Here is a 21,792-nt window from a genome sequence, read left to right on the forward strand (position 1 = left end):
TCCATCCAGCTTCCCGACCGCCGGGAACGCGGACCGAACGTCAACCTGGGTCCCGGCCTACGCCGGGACGACGGGCTGGAGTCTCCCTTTCCCACGCCGCCCTTTCCGCCGTCATTCCAGCGCAAGCCGGAATCCATCCAGCTTCCCGACCGCCGGGAACGCGGACCGAACGTCAACCTGGGTCCCGGCCTACGCCGGGACGACGGGCTGGAGTCCCCCTTTCCCACGCCGCCCTTTCCGCGGTCATTCCAGCGCAAGCTGGAATCCATCCAGCTTCCCGACCGCCGGGAACGCGGACCGAACGTCAACCTGGGTCCCGGCCTACGCCGGGACGACGGGCTGGAGTCTCCCTTTCCCACGCCGCCCTTTCCGCCGTCATTCCAGCGCAAGCTGGAATCCATCCAGCTTCCCGACCACCGGGAACGCGGACCGAACGTCAACCTGGGTCCCGGCCTACGCCGGGACGACGGGCTGGAGTCTCACTTTCCCATGCCGTCATTCCCGTCGTCATTCCAGCGCAAGCTGGAATCCATTGGGATTCCGGGCTGCCGCGAACGCTGGCCGAACGTCAACCCGGGTCCCAGCGTGCGCCGGGATGACGGTGCCGGTACTTCATCGGCGTAACGATGCCGTGGGATTCCACCGGCGTTGATCCGCATTCCGCCTGATCCAGGTCAAGGAAGGCCCCGACGCCCCGGCGCAGACTGCCGTCATGCGACCGATTCCCGTTTCCAACCCGTCCTCTTCCGCCGGCATGTCCGTGCGCCAATTGCTGCAGGCGCCGCACCGGCTGATGTTCTTCATCGGCGCCGGCAACGTGCTGCTGGCGATGCTGTGGTGGGCGGCCTGGCTGGCCGCGCAGTACAGCGGCGCCTGGCGCATGCCCGACACCGCGGTGCCGCCGGGCTGGCTGCACGCCTTCCTGATGCAGTACCTGGTGCTGCCGAGTTTCATCTTCGGTTTCCTGCTCACCGTGTTCCCGCGCTGGATGGGCATGCCGGATCTGCCGCGCTGGCGCTATGCGCCGGTCGGCGCCGGACTGATGGGCGGGCAATTGGCGATCCTGTTGTCCACCCTGGGCTGGGAAGCCGGCTTCACGGTCGGCCTGTGGATGGCGCTGGCCGGCTGGCTGGCCGGTGTCGCCACGCTCGGACGCCTGTTGCTGCGCGACACCGCGCGCACCTGGCATGCGCGTTCCTGCTTCGCCGCGCTGCTGCTCGGCTGCGCCGGACTTGCCTGCTTCCTGGTGTTCGTGCTGACCGGCGACGCGTGGTATGCCTTCGCCAGCATCAAACTCGGCGGCGTGGTGATGCTGCTGCCGATTTACCTGACCGTCGCCCACCGCATGTTCCCGTTCTTCGCCGCCAATGCCGTGCCGGGTTACACGCCATGGCGACCGATGGCGTGGCTGGGTGCGATGTGGGGCTTCCTGCTGCTGCACCTGGTGCTGGAACTGCGGCATGCCTATACCTGGCTGTGGCTGCCAGACGCGGCGCTGTTGATCGCCAGCGGCGTGGCGTTGTGGCACTGGTGGCCGCGCGGACGCATGCCCGGATTGCTGGCAGTGCTGTTCGTGGGCACCGCATGGTTGCCGATCACCTTCGCGCTGTATACCACCCAGAGCGTCATCTACCTGCTCACCGGCGAGTTCATGCTGGGGCGCGCGCCGATGCACGCGATGTTCATCGGCTTCTTCGGCAGCGTGCTGGTGGCCATGGTCACCCGGGTGACCCAGGGCCATTCCGGGCGGCCGCTGAAAATGCCGGCGCTGGCGTGGTTCGCCTTCGCCGCGCTGCAGGCGGTGGCGGTGATGCGGGTGGTCGCCGAGATCGCGCCGGACGCCTTGTTCTGGCAGGTCGCCTCGGCGGTGGGCTGGCTGGTCGCGCTGCTGCCGTGGGTGGCCCGCATCGGCAGCATCTACCTGAGTCCGCGTGCCGACGGACGACCGGGTTGACGCCATGATCACCTTCTACCCGGACATCAAGCTCGTGCATCTCGGCGCCGCCCTCACCAGCGGCACGCTGTTCGCGCTGCGCGGGCTCGGCCTGTCGCTGGGCATGCGCTGGCCGCGCGTGGCGCCACTGCGCTACCTCAGCTACACCATCGACACGGTGCTGCTGACCGCGGCGATGATGCTGCTGACGATCCTGCCGGCCGGCCTGTTCGCCAACGGCTGGCTGGTCGTGAAGGTCGGTTTCATCCTCGCCTATGTCGTACTGGGCGTGCTCGCCTTCCAGCCGGCGCGCGCAAGGCTGTCCCGCGTTGCGCTGTACGCCGCCGCGCTGCTGTGCTTCCTGCAGGTCTACGGCATCGCGCGCACCCACCATCCGATGGGCCTGCTGGCCCTGCTGGGGTAATCGCCATGAACGAAGCGCTGCTGCCGCCGGATCCCTGCTCGCCCTGCGCCGGCTGGATACGCGAATCCTTCGACGCCGCCGGCGCCACGCTGGACTGCCCGGCAGGCGAAGGCGGCGAAGACGGGGACGCACACGGAGATCGGCCATGTTGCTGACCCGGCTGGATCTGCGCGAACTGGCGCCGCCGGAACCGATGCAGCGGATTCTCGCCAGCCTGGAAACCCTGCCGCGTGGCGGACGGCTCGTCGCGTTCACGCCGTTCCGCCCGCTGCCGCTGATGTCGCTGCTCGATGCCTGGGGCTACGCCTATCGCGTGCATGATCTGCCCGCCGGCGACGCCTGCATCGCCATCTGCCACGGCGATGATCACGCGGCGCTGGATCCACCGCGGATCGCATGAGCGGGCTGGCGTTCGCCCAGGCGCCGCCTCCCGGCCAACCGCTGCGTTTCCTGCTGTCCGCCTTGGCCTGGGGCGCCTTCGCGGGGCTGTGGCTGCTGTGGACCGGTGAAACCGCATTGCTGACGCGCTGGGCGCCGCGCACGCTGGTGCTGGTGCACCTGTTCACCCTGGGGGTGTTGGGCAACGCGATGGTCGGCAGCCTGTTCCAGTTCCTGCCGGTGGCCGCCGGCTGTCCCTTGCCGTTGCCGCGCCAGGCCGCGTGGCTGCACGCCGCGTTCAACGCCGGGTTGTTGCTGCTGCTGGCATCGCTGGTGTTTCCGTCGCACGCGCTTGCCGGCGGCGCCAGCCTGCTGCTGGTGCCGCCGCTGGCGCTGTTCGCCCTGTGCGGGCTGATCGCGGTGGCGCGCGGCAATGGACCGCGCGCGCCGCGGCTGGGCATCGGCATCGCACTGGCCAGCCTGCTCGCGACCATCGGCCTGGGCCTGGCACTGCTGGCCGCGCTGGCCGGACTGTGGGCCCTGCCGCTGGATCGGATCGCCAATCTGCATGCCGCGCTGGGGCTGGCGGGCTGGGCGCTCGCGCTGCTGGGCGCGGTGGCCAGCATCACCGTTCCCATGCTGCAGGGAACCCGGCGCATTCCCGCCGCCTGGTTGCTGGCGTGGCTGTGCGTGCTGGTGCTGGCGCTGGCCTGGGCCGGATTCACCCTGCTGTGGGGCGAATCCGCATCGCCGGCACGCGCGCTGGCCCTGCCCGGCCTGGTGTTCTGCATCGCGGTGCTGATCCTGCAACGGCGCGCGCCGCATCCGCGCAATCCGGTATTGCGGCGCTTCTGGCAGGCCGGCTGCGCGGCCCTCGCGCTGGCCTGCCTGCTGGCGCTGGCCGCGCCGCCGTCGCCGCGTGGACTGCTGCTGATCGGCGCGCTGGTGATCGCGATCGGCCTGCCCCTGCTGGTGCTGGGCATGCTGCTGGAGATCATCGGCTTCCTGGCCTGGATCGAACTGCGCAGGCGTCATCCGCGCGGTGTCCGCGTGCCCGGCGTGGACCGGCTGCTGGACGACGCGCGCAAGCAATGGCTGCTGTACCTGCACCTGTTCGCCGCATGCCTGTTGCTGGCGGCCATCTGGCAACCTCCCGCGCTTGCCCGGCCGGCCGGGGCGGCGCTGGCGCTGGCCTGGGGCGCCAGCGGCTGGGCGGTGCTGGACTGCTGGCGGCGGGCGCTGCGCTTCAGGCCGGCGGCGGGCGTGGATCGGTCCGCTTGATCTGGGTCAATGGCAGCGCCGGTCACGCTGCCTAGCATGTGGCCACCGCACAGGTGAGCCACCATGCCGTCGTTCCTGCCGCAGACCCCGCCGGGCCCATCCGGTTTTCATCGTTCGCTTGCGGGCGGCGCGCCGTGCTGAGCCGGATGGCCCTGGGCGGTACCCGTGCCGCGATCGATCGGGTCGACGACGCGATGGTGATCCTGCTGGGCGGGCGCCAGCGCCTGGCCGGCCTCGCCGGCCGGATCAAGCGCCAGGCCAGCCTGCGCCAGGTCGACGAGCAGCGCGAACACCAGGTCCGGCTGCGTGCCAGCCGGCTGGCGCGGCGCTGCGGCATTTCCCCCGCGAGCGCGGAACGGCTGATGCGCCTGCTGATCGCCGAGGCGCATCGCTGGCAGGCGCGTCCTTCCCCCTTCACTTCCGAGCCATTCCGTCCCATGGCAATTTCCGGCCTGTCGTCTTCGCGCGGTGAATCCGCCGCCGCCTCCCTGCTCCGCTGGCTGCCGCCGCCGCGTCGCTTGCGTCCCTGGCTGGCGCGACTGCCGCGTCCGCTGCGCGAGCGGATGCTGCTGCGGCTGCTGGCGCCGGCCCTCGCCGCGCCCGAGGTGCGGCGGATCCTGGAACCGATCAACGGCCGCCGGCTCGGCATCGAAGTGCAGGATCTGGATCTGCGCTGGGTGTTCACGCTGGACGCCGATGGTCTGCGCCTGGGCGACGGCGCCGCCGAGGCCACCGTCAGCGGCACCACCACCGATCTGTTGCTGCTCGCCAGCCGGCTGGAGGATGCCGACACCCTGTTCTTCCAGCGCCGGCTGATGCTGACCGGCGACACCGAGTTGGGCCTGACCGTGCGCAACCTGCTGGACCGGCTGCCGTGGGAATCCTTCCCGCTGGGGTCGCGCATCCTGCTCCAGCGCGGCGCCCGCCTGGCCCGCGATGCGCGCGGCGCGCATCGCCGCCACCGCGGACAGGCCGCATGAACGCCGCCTTCCGCCCCCGCTGGAGTCCGGAACTGGAGGACCGCTACGCCGACCTGACCGCACGCGTCGGCGACACCGTGCCGTGCCTGGAATGGCCGCTGCACCTGCCATGGATCGACGCCATCCAGGCGCTCAAGCGCGAACGCGGCGCCGTGATCATGGCGCACAGCTACCAGTCCCCGGAGATCTTCCACGGCGTGGCAGACGTCACCGGTGATTCGCTGGCGCTGGCGCAGGCGGCGGCGGATTGCGACGCGGAGATCATCGTGCTGTGCGGCGTCCACTTCATGGCCGAGACCGCGAAAATCCTCGCGCCGCAGCGCACGGTGCTGATTCCGGATCCCGAGGCCGGCTGTTCGCTGGCGTCCTCCATCACCGCCGCCGACGTGCGCGCGCTGCGTGCGCGCCATCCCGGCGCGCCGGTGGTCAGCTACGTCAACACCAGCGCGGCGGTGAAGGCCGAATCCGATGCCTGCTGCACCTCGGCCAACGCGGTGCAGGTGGTCGAGGCGATGAACGCCGACAAGGTGATCTTCCTGCCCGACGCCTTCCTGGGCCACCACGTCGCCGCCCGGACCGGTGTCGAACTGGTCCTGTGGGACGGCCGCTGCGAAGTGCACGAGCAGTTCACAGCGCAGCAGGCCCGGCACACGCGCGAGACCTTCGACGCCCGCCTGGTCGCGCATCCGGAATGTCCGCCGGAGGTGCAGCGCGAAGCCGACTTCGTCGGTTCGACCACCGCCATGGGCGCATGGCTGGAACGCGAGCGCCCGCGCCGGGTCGCCCTGATCACCGAATGCTCGATGGCCGACAACCTGCGCCATCGCTTCCCGGACGTGGAGTTCATCAAGCCCTGCAACCTGTGCCCGCACATGAAGCGGATCACGCTGCCGAACATCCACGCCTGCCTGCAGGATCTGCGTCACCCGGTCGAAGTGCCGACGGACGTGGCCGAACGCGCGCGCGCGGCGCTGGCGCGCATGCTCGCGGTGGGCCGGGGCGAACGCGCATGAGCCTCGGCGCGCCGCCGCTGGTGGTGGTGGGCTGCGGCGTCGCCGGCCTGGCCACGGCGCTGTCGGCCGCGCCGCGGCGGGTGCTGCTGATCGGCCGCGCGCCGGCCGGCGTCGACTGCTGCACGGCGCTGGCGCAGGGCGGCATCGCCGCCGCCCTGGACACCGGCGACAGCGCCGATGCGCACGCCCATGACACCCTCGCCGCCGGCGCCGATCACAATGACTACGATGCGGTCCGCTACCTGGTCGACAACGCGGTGATGGCGGTGCGCTGGCTGCAGGCGCAGGGCGTGCCCTTCGACCTGGAAGGCACCCGCTTCCTGCTCGGCCGCGAAGGCGGCCATCGTCGCCATCGCATCGTCCACGCCGGTGGCGACGCCAGCGGTGCGTCGCTGCTGCTGGCGCTGATCCGGGCGGCGCAGAATTCACCGCACATCGACTGGCGGCCGCCGGCGATGCTGGACGCGCTGCGCGTCGGCGCCCACGGCGTCAGCGGCCTGCGCCTGCGCTGGCCCGGCGAACCGCGCGGCGAGGAGATCGATTGCGCCGAGGTGGTGCTGGCCACCGGTGGCTGTGGCGCGCTGTTCGCCGCCAGCACCAATCCTTCCGGCGCCGACGGCAACGGCCTGGCGCTGGCGCTGGCCGCGGGCGCGCAGGCGCGCGATCTGGAATTCATCCAGTTCCATCCGACCGCGCTGTCGGTGGCGGTCAACGGCGCGCTGCCGCTGATCACCGAGGCGCTGCGTGGGGCCGGCGCGCGCCTGTTCGACGACGACGGCGTCGCGATCATGTCCGATCAGCATCCCCTGGGCGATCTCGCGCCGCGCGACGTGGTGGCGCGCCAGGTCTGGCTGGCCCAGCAGGACGGCCGGCGCATCTGGCTGGACGCCACCCACCTGCATGAAACCTGGTTGCTGCAGTTCCCCACCGTCTACGCGCTGTGCCGCGCGCACGGCATCGATCCGCGCGCCCAGCGCATCCCGGTCACCCCGGCCGCGCATTTCCACATGGGCGGCATCGCCGTGGATCTGGACGGACGCACCACGGTGGAAGGCCTGTACGCGGTGGGCGAAGCCGCCTGCAATGGCGTGCATGGCGCCAACCGGCTGGCCAGCAATTCGCTGCTGGAAGGCGTGGTCTACGGCCGCCGCCTGGGCCAGTCGCTGGCCGGCATCCGCCGGCATGTGCCCGCGGGCGGCGGAGATTGGGTCGAGCGCGGGTGCGACGCGGACGCCGCCGCGCTGATCGGCTTGCGGGCGCTGAGCTGGCGTGCGCTGGGGCCGGTGCGCGACGGCGCGATCATGCGCGAGGCGCTGGACGAACTGGCGCAGGATGCCGGCATGGGCGGCAGTTGGCAGGGTGAACTGGTGGGCCGCCTGCTGCACGCGGCGCTGGCGCGCACGCACAGCCTCGGCGCGCACTTCCGCTGTGACTCACCCGTCGACTGAGCGCACGTCCGCGCGGCCTCCCGCGTGCGCCGGCCATCGCGTACAGGCAAGCCCGCGTCGCGCTCAGGCAATCGTCGGCGCCGACAGCGACGCGCGCCCGGGCCTGCCTTCCCAGTAGCCGTTGCGCGCGCCCAGCCGTGGCGGCGGCAGCGGCGCGTCGAGCATGCGCCGGAAGTGATCGACCACGCCGGCCATGTCCTCCTGCACCGGCGACAGCCGCAGGATGTCCACGCCGCAGGCGATCAGCTCGTCGCGCTCCGGCGCCATGTCGACCACTTCCATGCCCTGGATCTGCACGCCGTTGATGACCATGAACGGCTCGCCCTCGCGGGTCGCCATCGGCAGGCCGTCCGGGTGATGGATGCAGCGGAAACCGCAATCATCCTTGGGCACGTCGTAGGCGCGCGCGGTGAAACAGCGCGCCGAATACGCCAGCGGCAACCGTCCCCAGGCCAGCACTTCCAGTTCCGGCATCGGCGTGCCCTGCTCCGCCATCGCCGCGCGCAGTTCCCGCAGCAGTTCGCGCCCCTGTTCCACCCCGGGCACCCAGCGCACCAGGCCATCCTCGATCAGCAGGCCCAGCGCCACCTGGTTGTAGACGTTCAGGGTGGGCCCGGCCACGAACGGCAGGCCGCGCTCGCGGCAGACCTGCACGGCGGACAGATCATTGGCCTCCAGCAGGAAGCGGCCGTTTTCGGCCAGCCGCACCACCGTCGACAGTTCCGATTCGGCTTCGATCAGCGCCAGCGACGACAGCACGATCTGCTTGCCGCTGCCGGCCAGTTCCTCCGCCAGCGCCAGCCAGTCGCGCGTGCGCAGTTCACGCCGTTTGCTGCAGACGGTTTCGCCCAGGTAGAGGATGTCCAGCGGCCACTGCGCGGCGTCGCGGTAGAAGGAAAGCACCCGCTCGCGCGGCCAGAAGTATTGCAGGGGTCCAAGACTGAGTTTCATCGTTCAATGCCAGGCGCGGTGGTAGGGTCCAAGGGTGGTCTGCTGGCCTTCGGCGTGCGCCGACAGGTCGGTCTGCCAGTCCTCGCGTACGCGCCACGCCGCGGGCGTGCGCAGCTGCGCGTCGATCGCTTCGCGCCAGACCCGGGTCACCGTGCGCACGTAGGCCACGCCACGCTGGCGTCCCTCGATTTTCAGCGCCGCCACGCCGGCCGCGGCCAGCCGCGGCAGCAGTTCCAGGGTGTTGAGGCTGGTCGGCTCTTCCAGCGCATGGAAGACCTCGCCGCCGACGTCGTAGCGGCCCTTGCAGACGGTGGGATAGCCGGCCGGTTCGGTCGCGCCGAAGCGATCGATGAGCATGCCGTTGAGGCGCACGCTGCGGCCCTGGTCGGCGTGCTCCTCCCAGCGCACGAAGCTGGCCGGCGAGCACACGCCATGGCGGTTGGGCGAAGCGCCGGTGACATAACTCGACAACTGGCAACGGCCTTCGACCATGATGCACAGGCTGCCGAATGCGAACACCTCCAGCGGCACCGGCGCGGCCTGGCACAGGCGTTCGACCTGCTGCACCGACAGCACCCGCGGCAGCACCGCGCGCGCGATGCCGAAGCGATCATGCGCGTAGCGCAAGGCCGCCGCGGAGGTCGCCGAACCCTGCACCGACAGATGCCGCGCCAGATCCGGATGACGGACCGACGCGTAGTGCAGCACCGCCATCTCGGCGGCGATGATGGCGTCGGCGCCGAACGCGGCCGCCTGGTCCACCGCCCGATGCCATTGCGGCAGGCGCGCGCTGTCCGGATAGGTGTTCAGCGCCAGGTACACCTTGCGCCCGCGCGCATGCGCATAGGCGATGCCTTCGCGCATCTCCACGTCGTCGAAGTTCAGCCCCGGGAACGCGCGGGCGTTGGTCTGGTCGCGGAAGCCCGCATAGACCGCGTCGGCGCCGGCATCGATGGCGGCCTTCAGGGCCGGCAGGTTGCCGGCCGGACATACCAGTTGCATCAGGAATTTCTCCAGGCGGGGGAAGACCGGCGGCGCGGCGCCCAGGCGTCGATCGTGTCGGGTTCGGCGTCCTGTCCGGCCTCGGATTCGGCGGTCCGGCAGATCTGCCGCCACAGGGTGTCCACGCGCCGCTCGACCTGCGGATCCAGGGTGATGGGCCGGCCCCATTCGCGCGCGCTTTCGCCGGCCCACTTGCGGGTCGCGTCCAGCCCCAGCTTGGAACCCACGCCCGACACCGGGGTGGCGAAATCGAGGTAGTCGATCGGGGTGTTCTCCACCAGCAGGCTGTCGCGCGCCGGATCCACCCGGGTCGACACCGCCCAGATCACCTGCGACCAGTCGCGCACGTCGATGTCCTCGTCGGTGACGATGACGAACTTGGTGTAGGTGAACTGGCGCAGGTACGACCAGACCCCCATCATCACCCGCCGCGCATGTCCGGCGTACTGCTTGCGGATGCTGACCACCGCCACCCGGTACGAGCATGCTTCCGGCGGCAGGTAGAAATCCACGATCTCCGGAAATACCTTGCGCAGGATCGGCACGAAGATGTCGTTCAGCGCCATCGACAGCACCGAGGGCTCGTCGAACGGCGCGCGGCCCATGTAACTGCCATGGTAGATGGCGCCGGCCCGCAGGCGCATGCGTTCGATGGTGAGCACCGGGAAATGCGCCTGCGCGTTGTAATAGCCGGTGTGATCGCCGAACGGGCCTTCCAGCGCGGTGTCGCCGGGATGGATGAAGCCCTCCAGCAGGATCTCCGCGCCCGCCGGCGCATCCAGCCCGGTCAGCGCGCTGCGCCAGACCCGCGTGCGCGCGGCCCGCAGCAGTCCGGCGAATTCGTACTCGGACAACGTGTCCGGCACCGGCGCCACCGCCGCCAGCAGGGTGGCCGGATCCGCGCCGATCGCCACCAGCACCGGAAAGGGTTTGTGCGGATGCGCGGCCTGCCAGCTGGCGTAATCGAGCGCGCCGCCGCGATGCGGAAGCCAGCGCATGATCACGCGGTTGCGGCCGATCACCTGCTGCCGGTAGATCGCCACGTTCTGGCGCTCCTGGCGGGTGCCGCGGGTGATCACCAGGCCGAAGGTGATCAGACGGTCGGCATCCTCCGGCCAGCAGCGCTGGATCGGCAGCCGCCCCAGATCGATGTCCTCGCCTTCCAGCACCTGCTCGTTGAAGGCCGCGTCCTGGACCACGCGCGGGGCCACGTAGGCCAGTTGCGCCAGCCCCGGCCAGTCGGCCAGCGCGCTGCGCAGGTTGCCGGGCCAGCGCGGTTCCTTCACGCAGGCCAGCAGTTCGCCGAGCTCGCGCAGCGAGGCCAGCGGGCGGCCATCCAGCGCCATTTCGATGCGCCGGCGGTGGCCAAACAGGTTGCCCAACAGCGGATGCGCCGAGCCGGCGTTGTTCATCAGCAGCGCCGGCCCGGATTCGCGCAGGGCGCGCAGACTCAAGGCGGTGCTTTCCAGCTCGGGTTCGACGCGGGCGTCGATGCCCAGCAGCTCGCCCTGCCCGCTCAGGTGATCCAGGAAATCGCGCAGATCGTGGAAAGGCATGCCGCTTCCGATGGCGGGGGAAGAGGCCGCATTGTCCTCACGCCCCGCCACCGGCCACATTGATCCACGTCAAGTCGAAACGGCTCAGTAGCTGTACTGCACCTGCACCCAGAACTTGTCGGTATCCACCGTGCGGACGCCGTCCGCGCTGCGGTAGCTGGCGAGCTTGAGCATGCCGTCCAGGCCTTTCACCCCGGGAATCGCGCGACGCCAGGACAGATCCAGTTCGCGCCCGAAGCGGTGGCCGCCGTGGTCGCTGCGGAAATCGTGGTACCACGCCTGCCACTCGCCGCCCGCCAGCGGCAGGCTGAAACCGGCGTAGGCGTCGCGCAGACCGTCCGCGGGCGTGGTCAGGAACTGATCCGCCCAGCCCTGGAACGCGTGCTTGGTCGCCAGCGGTGTCTGGAACGCCCGGTTTCCCGCGCCGCCGCGACCGGCGCCCAGCACTTCGTAGCCGGCCTTCCACTGGATGTCCTGCCAGCGATAGCCACCTTCGGCCAGCCAGTAACGGCCATCGAGTTGCCAGGGATTGCCATCGAGCTCGCGCTGGCGCGCATGTTCCAGAACATAAGAGAACGCACCGGCCTTGCCCTGCAGGCGCAGGCCGCTGGTGCGGCTGGACAGCGTGCCCAGCGGCGCGCCCGCGGCCACCGCGAGGTTGTCCAGTCCGAGGCGGTAGTGGTAGCCGATCGCGGTCAGATGGGGCGAGAACGCGTACTGCGCCTGCAACAGATGACTGTGCCCCTCGATGTCGGCGGGCGCGGTGCGGCTGATCGGACGGGTGTCATCCGGGCCGAACACGCTGTTGATGTTGTCCAGGTAGGCGTAGGTCAGCTTCCAGGCCGGCGCGGGGGTCAGTTCGATCATCGCGCCGTCGTAGGTCTGCTCGTTCTGGCGCCAGCCCACTCCGCCGACGAAGCGCTGGTTCGCCAGGTTGATGCGCTGCCGACCGACCTGCAGGTTGCCCCAGTCGGCGGTGTACCGCAGCAGCGCCTGGTTGACCTCGGTGCCTTCCGGATCGCCGACCGTGGCGTAGCGCGCCCGGCCGTTGCGGGTGTCGTTGAAGCGTTCGCCGCCCAGGTGGCGCACGTCGTCGATCTCGACCAGGCCCGACAACCCGTGCCAGCGCGGCGTGCGGTAGCCGATACGGGTGCGCAGGGTATGCGCCTTGGCGTTGTCCAGCGCGTTGTCCTGATCGACCTGCTCGTAGCGGTAGCGCGCATCCAGGATCACCTTGCCGGCGGTGTCGTCCGGTGATGCGGCGACGGCGGGAAGCGCGATGGCGAGGCAGGGAATGCCGAGCAGGCAGCGGATGTGGTGTTTCATGGAGTCCCCTTGTGGTCTTCGTGGGTGGCCATGGCCACGCTCAGTAGGTGAGATTGAGCTTCAGCCATGCGGTGCGGCCGGGCTCGTTGATACGGACCGGATCGGCCGGATAGCCGAAGGCGCTGTTGCCGCCGAGATTCAGGTGTTCGCTGTAGGCCCGGTCGAACAGGTTGTCGATGCCGGCGGTCAGCTGCAGGCGGTCGCTGAAGCGATAGCCGCCGTTGGCCGAGAACACCGCGAAGCCCGCGCTGGGGCCGAGATCGCGGCCGACCACGTTGCCCTGGCCCGTGCTGACCCGGTGCTGGGAATCGACCAGGCGCAACAGCGCGCCCCACGACCAGCGTTCGTGCTCGCGGCTGGCCGACAGCCGCGCTTCCAGCGGCGTCATCTGCGGCAACGGCGTGCCGCTGGCGCGATCCTCGCCCCAGGCATAGGCCAGCGATCCGCCGAGCTTCCAGCCCGCGCCGGGACGCCATTCCACCCCGGCCTCGCCACCACGGATATCGGCGTCGATATTGCGCGCGCGGGTGGTCGCGCCCATCCCCATCATCCCGGGCAGGTAATCGAACAGGATGTAGTCCTGCATGCGGCCGGCGTAGACCGACACCCACGCATCGAAACGCTCGCCGCGGTATTGCAGGCCCAGATCCAGTTGGGTGGTGCGCTCGGGCTGGATGCCGGCGAAGGCGTTGACCGAACCGGCCGGACCGCGCTTGGGCGAGAACAGTTCCCAATAGTCGGGCATGCGCCGGGTGTGGCCGATGCCGGCGTATGCGCCCAGCTTGCCGGACATGTCGTACTCGTAGCGCACGAAGGCACTGGGCAGGCTTTCGCTGCGCGCCTGCCCGGCGGTGGGATTGGGCATCGGCATCATGCCGCCGGTGCTGCGACGCAGATCCTCCACCCGCGCGCGATCCACGCGCAGGCCGCTCATCACATGGTGCTTGTCGGTCAGGTGCCAATGCGATTCGGCGAAGGCGCCGAAGGTACGGAAGCGCGCATCCACGGTCCATGGTTGCTGCTGATAGGTACCGCGGCCCATGCCGCTGCGCTGGCGATGGCGGCTGTCGCGCAGGTCCACGCCGGCGGTGATTTCCCAGTCGTCGCGCTGCCAGGTCGCGGCCACCCGGCCACCCCAGGTGCGGTGGCCGACGTTGCTGGCCATCGGCATGGGCATGCTGCTGGCCGGATCCGGACGCCGCAGCGTGTAGTTGTCCATCACGTGATCGACATCATTGAGGTAGAGGTTGGCCTTGATCGCATCCAGCACGCCGCCGATGTCGCTCTTCTCGAAGCGCAGGCCCAGGCTGTCGCGGCGGAAGCGCGAGCCGTCCATGCCGCGGCCGGCATAGCGGGCCTGCGCATCGCCCGTACCGGCGCTCAACTCCAGCACTGTGTTCTCGTCCGGCGTCCAGCCCAGCGCGACATCGGTGTTCCACTTGCGCCACGCGGACGGCACTTCATCGCCGTTGCCATCCTGGTAGTCGTCGGCCTCCGATCGATTTCCGCCCAGCCGGAGGTAACCGGTGGCGTTGCCGGCGGTGGCGTCCACCACCTGATCGTTGCGGTTGCGGCTGCCGGCCAGCGCGCTGGCATTGACGCGCACGCCGGGGCGATCGAAGTACGGAATCTCGCGCTCGAAGCGCACCGTGCCCGCCGACGCGCCGCCACCCCACAGCACCGTCTGCGGTCCCTTGATGACAATCAGGCGGTCATAGGTTTCCGGCGCGATGTAGGACATCGCATTGTCCATGCGCGAGGGACACGCACCGCTCAACGCACCGTCGTTGGTCATCAGGTTCAGGCGTGATCCGAACATGCCGCGCAGCACCGGATCGCCGTTGGTGCCACCACTGCGCAGCGTGGCGAATCCGGGAATCGTCTTCAGGTAGTCGGCGCCGTCGCTGGCCGGCACCGGCTGGCGCGGCAGTTTCGGATCGGTGACGAAGGTCGTCGCCAATGCCGGCGCCACGCCCACCACCACCACGCCATCGAGCTCGGTCGGCGCGACGGGTCCGGCGTCATGCACATGCTGGCCGGCATCGTTGGGCGGCGCCTCGGCGGCGAACACCATCGAAACCGGTGCGAGCGCGAGGGACAGGGCGACGGCAAGACAATCTCTACGCATGACACGACACTCCGTTTTGGTCGACGCCATTGTCTGGAGCCGCTCCAACGTTGGGATGCGTCAAGTTGTCGCAGGGACGGGTTCGTCGAAAGCGAACTTGATCCATGTCAAGCCGGATGAAGTTGCCGGTGTTTTTCGCCGAATCGGGGGCATCGATTGATGCAAATCAAGGCGACCGCGAAGGTGGGACAACTAACGTTCCCCCATCGGCCAAAGGCCATGACAAGGAACGCGCCATGAAGCGCAAGAGCAACTCCCTGCTTTATTACGCCCTCGCCTGCGCGATGGGCGCCACCCTCGCCGGCAACGCCTTCGCCGCCGACAATGGCGCCCCCCAGGGCGAGCCGATCAAGGCGGTCCTGACCGCACCGCCGATGGTGCCGCCGCCGATCACGCGCAGCACGCCGGCCAAGGTCATCGTGGATCTGGAAGTGGTCGAGAAGGAGATGAAGATCTCCGACGGCGTGACCTACAACTTCTGGACCTTCGGCGGTTCGGTGCCCGGCAGCTTCATCCGCGTGCGCCAGGGCGACACGGTGGAGTTCCACCTGAAGAACCACCACAGCTCGCACATGCCGCACAACATCGACCTGCATGCCGTCACCGGCACGGGCGGCGGCGCCGAGGCCACGTTCACCCTGCCAGGCCACGAAACGCAGTTCACCTTCAAGGCGCTGAATCCCGGCCTGTACGTGTACCACTGCGCGATGCCGCCGGTCGGCATGCACATCGCCAACGGCATGTACGGCCTGATCCTGGTCGAGCCACCGGAGGGCCTGCCCAAGGTGGACAAGGAGTTCTACGTGATGCAGGGCGACTTCTACACCGAAGGCAAGTACGGCGAACCCGGCCTGCAGCCCTTCAGCCTGGAAAAGGCCATCGACGAGCATCCGACCTACGTGGTGTTCAACGGTGCCGAAGGTTCGCTGACCGGTGACAACGCGCTGCAGGCCAAGGCTGGCGAGACCATCCGGATGTTCGTCGGCAACGGCGGCCCCAACCTGGTGTCCAGCTTCCACGTCATCGGCGAAATCTTCGACAAGGTCTACACGGAAGGCGGCAGCAAGTACCAGGAGAACGTGCAGACCACGCTGGTACCGGCGGGCGGCGCGACCATCGTCGAGTTCAAGGCCGACGTGCCGGGCAACTTCGTGCTGGTCGACCACAGCATCTTCCGCACCTTCCACAAGGGTTCGCTGGGCATCCTGAAGGTCGATGGCGAGGCCAAGCACGACATCTACACCGGCCAGCAGTCCAGCAAGGAGTACCCGCAGGGCGAACCCGCGGGCAAGTAATCGAAAGACCCGTGAGGACGCCCATGTACCGGAGACTGCCCGCCCTGTTGCTTGCATCCCTCGTCGCACCGGCGATGGCGGGTGGTCCCGGCTACGTGGGCGTGCCGGGCGGAAGTTTCCGCTCGGCCATCCGCTACGAGGAAAGCAGCGAAGCACGTCCGGTCGCGGCTTTCACCCTGATGGAACGCGCGGTCAGCAACGCCGACTTCGCCCGTTTCGTCGAACGCCAGCCGCAATGGCGGCGTGATCGGGTGCCGGCGCTGTTCGCCGGCCCCGGTTATCTCGGCCACTGGGCCGGGGCCGCGGGCCCGGGCGCTGCGGTCGACGCGGATGCGCCGGTCGTCCAGGTCAGCTGGTATGCCGCCGACGCCTACTGCCGCGCCCAGGATGCGCGCCTGCCCACCTTCCTGGAATGGGAATACGCGGCCGCCGCCGACGCCCATCGCCGCGACGCCCGCGGCGACCAGGGCTGGCAGGCATTGCTGCTCAACGACGCCACCGCCCGCGCCGTCGATGCCGGCGACGCGCCGCCCAACGCCTATGGCATCCACGGCCTGCACGGCGTGGCGTGGGAATGGGTGGACGACTTCGCCACCCTGATGGGCGACGGCGACAAGCGCGGCGCCGAAGACGGCGACAAGCTCAAGTACTGCGGCGCCACCGCGCTGGCCTTCAACGATCGCCAGCACTACGGCGTGATGAAACGCTTCGCCCTGCTGTCCGCACTGCAACCGGTCAACACCCTCGGCAACCTCGGATTCCGCTGCGCAAGGAGCCAGCCATGAAGATGCCCTTGTCATTCCTGCTGTTCGGGCTGGCGCTGTTCCAGTCCGGTGCCCCGGTCGCCGCGCAGGCGCTGCCGGGCGATTCCCTCTACCAACTCGAGGCGACGGTCACCGACCAGGACGGCAACGCCGGCCAGTGGCGCGACCTGCGCGGCACGCCACGTGTCATGTCGATGTTCTACACGAATTGCCACCTCATGTGCCCGCTCATCATCGAGAACGGCAAGGCGGTGCAGAAACAGCTCACGCCCTCCGAACGCGCGCGCGTCGGGATGGTGATGATCAGCCTGGATCCCGCCCGTGACACGCCGCAGGCCCTGCGCGAGACCGCGCAACGGCACCGGGTGCCGGCGCAGTGGCGATTCCTGCAGCCCGGCGCGAACGACGCCCGCGCGATCGCCAGCGTGCTCGACGTGCGCTACCGCCCCCGCGAGGACGGCAGCATCAACCACACCAGCGTGCTGGTGCTGGTCGACGCGGACGGCCGTGTCCTCGCCCGTTCCGAGGTCGCCAGCGCGATACCGGACCCGGCCTTCGTCGCCGCCGTCCGCACCGCCCTCGCCGCCACTCCCGCCCACTGACCGTTCACTCACACCCCGCAACCACACCAAGGAGTTTCCCATGAAAATCGTTTCCGCTTCGCTGCTCGCCCTGGGCCTGATGGCCGCCACCGGCATGGCCCATGCCGCCAACAACTGCACGGTCAGCCTGAAGGGCGACGATGCGATGAAGTTCGATCTGAAGACGGCGACCGTGTCGGCCAGCTGCGCGACCATCACCATCGAACTGGTCCACACCGGAAAGATGCCGGCCGCCGCGATGGGCCACAACGTGGTCATCTCCGCCGCCAAGGACATGGACGGCATCGCCCGCGACGCCATCAAGGCCGGCGTGGGCAACCACTACGTGCCCAAGGGCGATGCCCGGGTGCTCGCCGCCACCACCCTGATCGGCGGCGGCCAGAAAACCAAGATCACCCTGCCGGGCAAGAAGCTGACCGCCGGCGGCGACTACAACTTCTTCTGCAGCTTCCCCGGTCACTCCACCTTGATGAAGGGCAAGTTGGTGGTGACGAAGTAATCCACCGGGGACAGGAGCGCCGGGGCCGGTTTGCCGGCGCTCCTGCTTTCATCGCCGTTCTTTCCTCCCACCCCTCACTGGTGCCGCCCCATGGAATACCACATCCCCCTGCCCGGCCCGTCCGTGGATCCGATCACCATCGAACGGGTACTGCAGGAATTCGATCCCGCCGGCCTGGTCGACCTGGACGCCAAGGCGGGCAAGCTGCGCATCTCCACCGTGGTGATGGACATCGAACTGGTGTTCATCATGGAACAGGCCGGACATCCGGTGCGCCTGACCCAGATCGAACGCATCCCCTCGGTGTGCTGCGGAGGCTGCAGCGGCTGAGCACGGCAAGCCGGCGATCGCATCGGATCGTCCGCCCGTTTTCAGGATTCGGAAGAATCCGATGTTGCGGGGCGAGTCTCATGCGCATGCTCATGGGCTTTCGATTCCCATGATCGTTCATGAAGACCCGCCATCAAGGATTCACCCTTGTCGAATTGATGATCGCCCTGGCCGTCATCTCGCTGCTGCTGGCGCTCGCATTGCCGGCGTATCGCGACTACCGAATCCGTGCCGCCTTCAGCGAGGGCCTGAACGCGGCATCGCAGATCAAGCTGGCGGTGAACGAATATGTCTTCACCGAGGGAAACCCGCGCGATCGGCTGCGCGGTATCGGCTGGCGTCCGGGCGCCATCGGTAGCGCGCCCTGGCGGACGTCGGAGCAGCTGGGCTACCGGCCCTATCAGACCTTCAGAGGCAAACCCGGCAGCTACAATTTCCTGGTCGACGTCAACGCTGGCGGCGAAATATTCGTCCGGATGATGGGAGATGCCGTGGTCCGCTGTCGCCACACCGCCGGCGGTGGAGCACTGACCGTGGTGCTGGTCCCGACCCTGGACGCCAACGCGACCGCGCTGAGCTGGACCTGCCAGGTCCACTACGCCGGAAGCACGGATCCCGCCTGCGTTCCCCCCGTCTGCCAGACGCCCTATACAGGCACGGCCACCTGAACCCGGAAACTTCGGCAAGGTCCAGCGCCGGCAGGACTACGCATGGGCATCCGCCGGGGATCCCGCTTCAGCGCATCGGCAGCGGCAAGGGCGCCACGCCGGGCACCTGCCTGGCCTGGTAGCGTTGCCAGAAATGATTGGCCATGCGCAGCGCGGCGTCATCGGCCTCGCGGCGCATCCCCCCGTTGCCGCATTCGGCGGTGGTCTGCCGGAACAACGCCAGCCAGCGCAGGAACATGGCTTCGGTCAGCCCCTGCATGCCCAGATGGCAACTGACCGGCGCGCCATGAAACCGGCGGGTCCCGCGCAGCAGTGACGACCAGAACGCGACCAGCAGCGAATGGTGCGCGGCCCAGTCGCGCACGCGCGCCTCGAAGAAGGGCCCGAGCAGATCATCCTGGCGCACGCGCAGGTAGAACGTCTCCACCAGCCAGACGACGTCGGCCTCGCTGCACAGCCCGAGACCCGGGCCACCGTCTTCAAGGGGAGGAATGCGCATGACGCCGGACCAGAGTTTCGACCCGGCGCACCGTATCGCATCGTGCGCGGATTCCAATTGATCGCGATCAAGCGGCCGCTGCGCCGTGGACAGTCCATGCGCGCCGCCGTCCCGCGGATGCCCCGGCTATCCCGCCTGCGCGGGTACCTGCGGCAGATCCATCTCGGCGTGCATGGCACGTTGCAGCACGCGGCCGGCCTCCTGCGCTTCGGACAAGGACAGCGACTCCAGGAAACGCACTTCGCCCGCCACCAGCACCGCGACCGCCAGGCCATCGCGATAGAGCACGCGCGAACCGGGGACGCGCGCGACCTTGTCACCGGGCAGCAGCGTGCCCAGCAGGTTGGCCGGATCGGTGGCGGCTATCGCCAGCCATTTGCCGTCGGCCGGGCGCCGCCGCGCCTGCCGCAGCGCCGCGACGGCTTCCGGCAGTGCGAACTGCTCGCCCGGAATGCCGGTGATGAAGCGCCCGCCGCGGATTTCCCCGCGCGCCTCCAGGCGCTGGTAAACCCGTGCCAGTTCCCGCCACGGCGGCAACCAGGCCGCCTCGCGTTCCAGCAGCCGCCAGCAGACCACGCCATAACGGCGCAGCAGCACGCGTGCGACATGTTCGACCGCCTCGGCCTGGGCGTTGCCGCTGCCCGCGGGCGCACCGGTACGGATGAGCGCCCAGCGACCGGCGTCCTGGATGCCGAACATCGGCTTTCGGCGGCGATGGCGGGAGCCGCCGTCGCGCTTGGACGCAGGCACCAGCAAGGCGCGCAATCCGCCGAAGCTGTCGCAATGGACGCGGCCACGCACCACCAGTTCGGCCAGCGCATCCTCCAGTTCGGTGCGCAGCAGGTGCGCACCATCGCCGATCTCGTCGAAAAACGACGCCCCCTGTCCGCCGAGATAGTCCACCACGCGACGTGCGCGCGAGCCGAGTTCATCATCATCCACCGGTGCGGGCGCCAACCGGTTCCACAACGCCGCCTGCCGGCGCGGCAGCAGCAGGATCGGCGTGCCGCGCAGGGACACGTTGCCGCGCCCGCCGCCTTCGTTGGCGGGCGGACGCAGCCGCGTCCACAGGGTGCGTCCGGCGGTGCACAGATCATCCAGCCAGTGGATGGCGTAGCCGCGCACGCGCGCCGGCAGCAGGTCGGCCTCCCAGCTGGCCGCCGGCGCCTCGAACCCTTCCAGTTGCCCCAGCACGCTGGCCAGCGCTTCCGGACCGCTCACGCGCTCGGCTTCGCTCAGATGCTGCCAGTCGAACAGGAACCGCTGGAAGTCACGCGGCTCGACCGGCTCGATTTCGCGCCGCAGTTGCTTGAGGGTGTAGCGGTGGATGCGCGCCAGCAGATGCCGCTCGCACCATTCCTCCTCCGCGCCGCCGGGAGTGAAGTGGCCCTGCATCACGTAACCTTCGGCCTGCAGCGCCAGCAGGGCCTGGTCGACCTCGGCCGGAGGCAACGCCAGGGACCGCGCCAGCGATGACGGCGACACCGGCCCCAGCGCGGTCAGCCGTGCACGCAGCAGTTCGCGCAATGCGGTCTCGCGCGGCCAGTCGGCCTGCGCGTATTCTTCCGGCGCCTCGACCACCGGGTCGATCGAGGCCTCGGGAAACAGGGCCCGCAGCATCGGCAACTGTTCGGTCGCCAGCCACAGCGCCTGCGATCGGCCGTCCGCCACCTGCATGCGGGTGGCGCGCCCCTCCTTCGCCAGCGCCCGCAGCCAGTCGCGCCAGCCGGCGTTGTCCTCCGCCTCGTCGACGGTGATGGCGCCCACGCCGGTCAGCGCCTCGTGCATCTCGTCGGGGTTGCGCGGTCGCGGCCAGGCTTCCTCGCGCACGGCCTGGATCGCGGCCAGGTCCAGCTTCCCCAGCTCGTCGGCGGACTCGGCCTCGCGGTACAGCCGGCTCTGCACCGCCTGGGTACGGCGTTCCTCCAGTGGCGCATCGTCCAGGAACGCATAGGGACGCGCGTTGATCACCTCGGCGGCCAGCGGCGAAGGCAGCGGCAGGTCGCGCGCGATCACGTCGATTCCGCCCGCCTCCAGCCGGCGCAGCAGGGCAAGCCAGCCCTCGGTATCCATCGCCTCGTGCAGGCAATCGTCCAGGGTCTGCGCCACCAGCGGGTGATCCGGGATCTCGCGCTCGCCGACGATGTTCTCCAGGCAGGCGACCTGATCAGGAAACACCGTCGCCAGCAGGTCCTCGGATTTCATCCGCTGCAGTTGCGGCGGCACCTTGCGGCCGCCGACGAAGCGCGGCAACGCCAGCGCGGTGGTGGCGTTCCAGCGCCAGCGCACGCCGAACAGCGGCGCATCCAGCAGTGCCTGCACCAGCACGTCCTGCGCCGAGGAGGAATGCAGGTAGCGCGACACCTCGATGAGCGGGAAGCTGTGGCTGGTGGACAGCGACAGGATGATCGCGTCCTCGGTCGCCGCCGCCTGCAGCTCGAAATTGAACTGGCGGCAGAAGCGTTTGCGCAGGGCCAGGCCCCAGGCGCGGTTGAGCCGGCTGCCGAACGGCGAATGGATGATCAGCTGGGTGCCGCCGGATTCATCGAAGAACCGCTCCATCACGATGCGCGACTGGGTCGGCAGCTCGCCCAGCGCGGCCACCGCCTTGCCCAGGTAATCGACAATCTGGCGCGCGGCCTCCTCGTCGAATCCCATTTCCGCGACCAGCAGGTGCAGGCCCGCCGCTTCGCCACCCCCGGCCAGCGCCCGCGC

The 21,792-nt window shown here is 69.4% G+C and carries 21 protein-coding genes and 1 pseudogene; 15 read left to right on the forward strand and 7 right to left on the reverse strand.

Annotated features, from left to right (window positions below; translation table 11 throughout):
• The 9 genes from AC3DE2_RS16560 to AC3DE2_RS16600 form a co-directional block, all read left to right on the forward strand.
• Window positions 1–624: hypothetical protein (locus AC3DE2_RS16560; protein ID WP_488427099.1), on the forward strand; the 624-nt coding region annotated here is incomplete at its 5' end.
• Between the two features lie 88 nt (window positions 625–712).
• Window positions 713–1,954 carry an NnrS family protein gene (locus AC3DE2_RS16565; protein WP_488427100.1) on the forward strand — a complete coding sequence of 414 codons (1,242 nt, stop codon included), beginning with the start codon at window positions 713–715 and terminating at the stop codon, window positions 1,952–1,954.
• 4 nt (window positions 1,955–1,958) lie between these two features.
• Window positions 1,959–2,357 carry a SirB2 family protein gene (locus AC3DE2_RS16570; RefSeq protein ID WP_295378465.1) on the forward strand — a complete coding sequence of 133 codons (399 nt, stop codon included), beginning with the start codon at window positions 1,959–1,961 and terminating at the stop codon, window positions 2,355–2,357.
• Between the two features lie 5 nt (window positions 2,358–2,362).
• Window positions 2,363–2,512: a hypothetical protein gene (locus tag AC3DE2_RS16575; RefSeq protein WP_295378467.1), complete on the forward strand. Its 150-nt coding sequence runs from the start codon at window positions 2,363–2,365 to the stop codon at window positions 2,510–2,512.
• Window positions 2,503–2,757, forward strand: coding sequence for a DUF2249 domain-containing protein (locus AC3DE2_RS16580; RefSeq protein ID WP_295378470.1), 255 nt, complete (start codon window positions 2,503–2,505; stop codon window positions 2,755–2,757). The genes AC3DE2_RS16575 and AC3DE2_RS16580 overlap by 10 nt, the downstream gene beginning before the upstream one ends.
• Window positions 2,754–4,016, forward strand: coding sequence for a hypothetical protein (locus tag AC3DE2_RS16585; protein WP_295378473.1), 1,263 nt, complete (start codon window positions 2,754–2,756; stop codon window positions 4,014–4,016). Before AC3DE2_RS16580 ends, AC3DE2_RS16585 begins: the two co-directional genes overlap by 4 nt.
• A gap of 134 nt (window positions 4,017–4,150) precedes the next feature.
• Window positions 4,151–4,996 carry a ubiquinone anaerobic biosynthesis accessory factor UbiT gene (gene ubiT, locus AC3DE2_RS16590; RefSeq protein WP_488427101.1) on the forward strand — a complete coding sequence of 282 codons (846 nt, stop codon included), beginning with the start codon at window positions 4,151–4,153 and terminating at the stop codon, window positions 4,994–4,996.
• Window positions 4,993–6,009 (forward strand): quinolinate synthase NadA, encoded by a 1,017-nt coding sequence (gene nadA / locus AC3DE2_RS16595; RefSeq protein ID WP_488427102.1) that lies wholly within the window; start codon window positions 4,993–4,995, stop codon window positions 6,007–6,009. The genes ubiT and nadA overlap by 4 nt, the downstream gene beginning before the upstream one ends.
• Entirely contained in the window at window positions 6,006–7,457 is a 1,452-nt protein-coding gene (locus AC3DE2_RS16600; protein ID WP_488427103.1) for an L-aspartate oxidase, read from the forward strand. Before nadA ends, AC3DE2_RS16600 begins: the two co-directional genes overlap by 4 nt.
• Window positions 7,458–7,520: 63 nt before the next feature.
• Here AC3DE2_RS16600 and AC3DE2_RS16605 read toward each other — a convergent pair whose 3' ends face one another.
• The 5 genes from AC3DE2_RS16605 to AC3DE2_RS16625 all read right to left on the reverse strand — a co-directional run bounded on the left by AC3DE2_RS16605 (window position 7,521) and on the right by AC3DE2_RS16625 (window position 14,420).
• Window positions 7,521–8,408: a U32 family peptidase gene (locus AC3DE2_RS16605; protein WP_488427104.1), complete on the reverse strand. Its 888-nt coding sequence runs from the start codon at window positions 8,406–8,408 to the stop codon at window positions 7,521–7,523.
• A 3-nt stretch (window positions 8,409–8,411) separates the two neighbouring features.
• A complete protein-coding gene (gene ubiU / locus AC3DE2_RS16610; RefSeq protein ID WP_488427105.1) occupies window positions 8,412–9,410 on the reverse strand; it encodes a ubiquinone anaerobic biosynthesis protein UbiU in 999 nt (332 codons plus the stop codon).
• Window positions 9,410–10,966 carry a UbiD family decarboxylase gene (locus AC3DE2_RS16615; RefSeq protein ID WP_295378485.1) on the reverse strand — a complete coding sequence of 519 codons (1,557 nt, stop codon included), beginning with the start codon at window positions 10,964–10,966 and terminating at the stop codon, window positions 9,410–9,412. Before AC3DE2_RS16615 ends, ubiU begins: the two co-directional genes overlap by 1 nt.
• Window positions 10,967–11,050: 84 nt before the next feature.
• Window positions 11,051–12,292 carry an alginate export family protein gene (locus AC3DE2_RS16620; protein ID WP_488427106.1) on the reverse strand — a complete coding sequence of 414 codons (1,242 nt, stop codon included), beginning with the start codon at window positions 12,290–12,292 and terminating at the stop codon, window positions 11,051–11,053.
• Between the two features lie 40 nt (window positions 12,293–12,332).
• The gene (locus tag AC3DE2_RS16625; protein WP_488427107.1) at window positions 12,333–14,420 is read right to left on the reverse strand and encodes a TonB-dependent copper receptor; all 2,088 of its coding nucleotides are present in this window, start codon (window positions 14,418–14,420) and stop codon (window positions 12,333–12,335) included.
• A 236-nt stretch (window positions 14,421–14,656) separates the two neighbouring features.
• Here AC3DE2_RS16625 and nirK point away from each other — a divergent pair, with 236 nt between their 5' ends.
• The 6 genes from nirK (at window position 14,657) to AC3DE2_RS16655 (ending at window position 18,578) form a co-directional block, all read left to right on the forward strand.
• Window positions 14,657–15,715: a copper-containing nitrite reductase gene (gene nirK, locus AC3DE2_RS16630; RefSeq protein WP_488427108.1), complete on the forward strand. Its 1,059-nt coding sequence runs from the start codon at window positions 14,657–14,659 to the stop codon at window positions 15,713–15,715.
• Between the two features lie 47 nt (window positions 15,716–15,762).
• Entirely contained in the window at window positions 15,763–16,500 is a 738-nt protein-coding gene (locus AC3DE2_RS16635; RefSeq protein WP_488427109.1) for a formylglycine-generating enzyme family protein, read from the forward strand.
• Window positions 16,497–17,081, forward strand: coding sequence for an SCO family protein (locus AC3DE2_RS16640; protein ID WP_488427110.1), 585 nt, complete (start codon window positions 16,497–16,499; stop codon window positions 17,079–17,081). Before AC3DE2_RS16635 ends, AC3DE2_RS16640 begins: the two co-directional genes overlap by 4 nt.
• A gap of 40 nt (window positions 17,082–17,121) precedes the next feature.
• Window positions 17,122–17,580, forward strand: a complete 459-nt coding sequence (gene azu, locus AC3DE2_RS16645) for an azurin (protein WP_295378496.1) — start codon at window positions 17,122–17,124, stop codon at window positions 17,578–17,580.
• A 90-nt stretch (window positions 17,581–17,670) separates the two neighbouring features.
• On the forward strand, window positions 17,671–17,910 hold the full coding sequence (locus AC3DE2_RS16650; protein WP_141452760.1) for a hypothetical protein: 240 nt from the start codon (window positions 17,671–17,673) through the stop codon (window positions 17,908–17,910).
• Window positions 17,911–18,029: 119 nt separating this feature from the next.
• Complete coding sequence (locus tag AC3DE2_RS16655) at window positions 18,030–18,578, forward strand: pilin (RefSeq protein ID WP_295378498.1); 549 nt, start codon at window positions 18,030–18,032, stop codon at window positions 18,576–18,578.
• 67 nt (window positions 18,579–18,645) lie between these two features.
• Here the strand turns inward: AC3DE2_RS16655 and AC3DE2_RS16660 are convergent, their stop codons facing one another.
• Both AC3DE2_RS16660 and AC3DE2_RS16665 read right to left on the reverse strand, forming a co-directional pair.
• On the reverse strand, window positions 18,646–19,077 hold the full coding sequence (locus AC3DE2_RS16660) for a group III truncated hemoglobin (RefSeq protein WP_295378500.1): 432 nt from the start codon (window positions 19,075–19,077) through the stop codon (window positions 18,646–18,648).
• Window positions 19,078–19,203: 126 nt separating this feature from the next.
• Window positions 19,204–21,723 (reverse strand): annotated as a pseudogene (locus AC3DE2_RS16665) (Lhr family helicase); the annotation flags it as partial.
• Window positions 21,724–21,792: the final 69 nt, after the last annotated feature.

Source organism: Pseudoxanthomonas sp. 68-E7 (genome assembly GCF_057773145.1).

What these genes read in the sequence shown, in the direction of transcription:
- AC3DE2_RS16565 (WP_488427100.1), top strand. Translation starts at nt 713, where the DNA reads ATGCGACCGATTCCCGTTTCCAACCCGTCCTCTTCCGCCGGCATGTCC.
- AC3DE2_RS16570 (WP_295378465.1), top strand. Translation starts at nt 1,959, where the DNA reads ATGATCACCTTCTACCCGGACATCAAGCTCGTGCATCTCGGCGCCGCC.
- AC3DE2_RS16575 (WP_295378467.1), top strand. Translation starts at nt 2,363, where the DNA reads ATGAACGAAGCGCTGCTGCCGCCGGATCCCTGCTCGCCCTGCGCCGGC.
- AC3DE2_RS16580 (WP_295378470.1), top strand. Translation starts at nt 2,503, where the DNA reads ATGTTGCTGACCCGGCTGGATCTGCGCGAACTGGCGCCGCCGGAACCG.
- AC3DE2_RS16585 (WP_295378473.1), top strand. Translation starts at nt 2,754, where the DNA reads ATGAGCGGGCTGGCGTTCGCCCAGGCGCCGCCTCCCGGCCAACCGCTG.
- nadA (WP_488427102.1), top strand. Translation starts at nt 4,993, where the DNA reads ATGAACGCCGCCTTCCGCCCCCGCTGGAGTCCGGAACTGGAGGACCGC.
- AC3DE2_RS16600 (WP_488427103.1), top strand. Translation starts at nt 6,006, where the DNA reads ATGAGCCTCGGCGCGCCGCCGCTGGTGGTGGTGGGCTGCGGCGTCGCC.
- AC3DE2_RS16605 (WP_488427104.1), bottom strand. Translation starts at nt 8,408, where the DNA reads ATGAAACTCAGTCTTGGACCCCTGCAATACTTCTGGCCGCGCGAGCGG.
- ubiU (WP_488427105.1), bottom strand. Translation starts at nt 9,410, where the DNA reads ATGCAACTGGTATGTCCGGCCGGCAACCTGCCGGCCCTGAAGGCCGCC.
- AC3DE2_RS16615 (WP_295378485.1), bottom strand. Translation starts at nt 10,966, where the DNA reads ATGCCTTTCCACGATCTGCGCGATTTCCTGGATCACCTGAGCGGGCAG.
- AC3DE2_RS16620 (WP_488427106.1), bottom strand. Translation starts at nt 12,292, where the DNA reads ATGAAACACCACATCCGCTGCCTGCTCGGCATTCCCTGCCTCGCCATC.
- AC3DE2_RS16625 (WP_488427107.1), bottom strand. Translation starts at nt 14,420, where the DNA reads ATGCGTAGAGATTGTCTTGCCGTCGCCCTGTCCCTCGCGCTCGCACCG.
- nirK (WP_488427108.1), top strand. Translation starts at nt 14,657, where the DNA reads ATGAAGCGCAAGAGCAACTCCCTGCTTTATTACGCCCTCGCCTGCGCG.
- AC3DE2_RS16640 (WP_488427110.1), top strand. Translation starts at nt 16,497, where the DNA reads ATGAAGATGCCCTTGTCATTCCTGCTGTTCGGGCTGGCGCTGTTCCAG.
- azu (WP_295378496.1), top strand. Translation starts at nt 17,122, where the DNA reads ATGAAAATCGTTTCCGCTTCGCTGCTCGCCCTGGGCCTGATGGCCGCC.
- AC3DE2_RS16650 (WP_141452760.1), top strand. Translation starts at nt 17,671, where the DNA reads ATGGAATACCACATCCCCCTGCCCGGCCCGTCCGTGGATCCGATCACC.
- AC3DE2_RS16655 (WP_295378498.1), top strand. Translation starts at nt 18,030, where the DNA reads ATGAAGACCCGCCATCAAGGATTCACCCTTGTCGAATTGATGATCGCC.
- AC3DE2_RS16660 (WP_295378500.1), bottom strand. Translation starts at nt 19,077, where the DNA reads ATGCGCATTCCTCCCCTTGAAGACGGTGGCCCGGGTCTCGGGCTGTGC.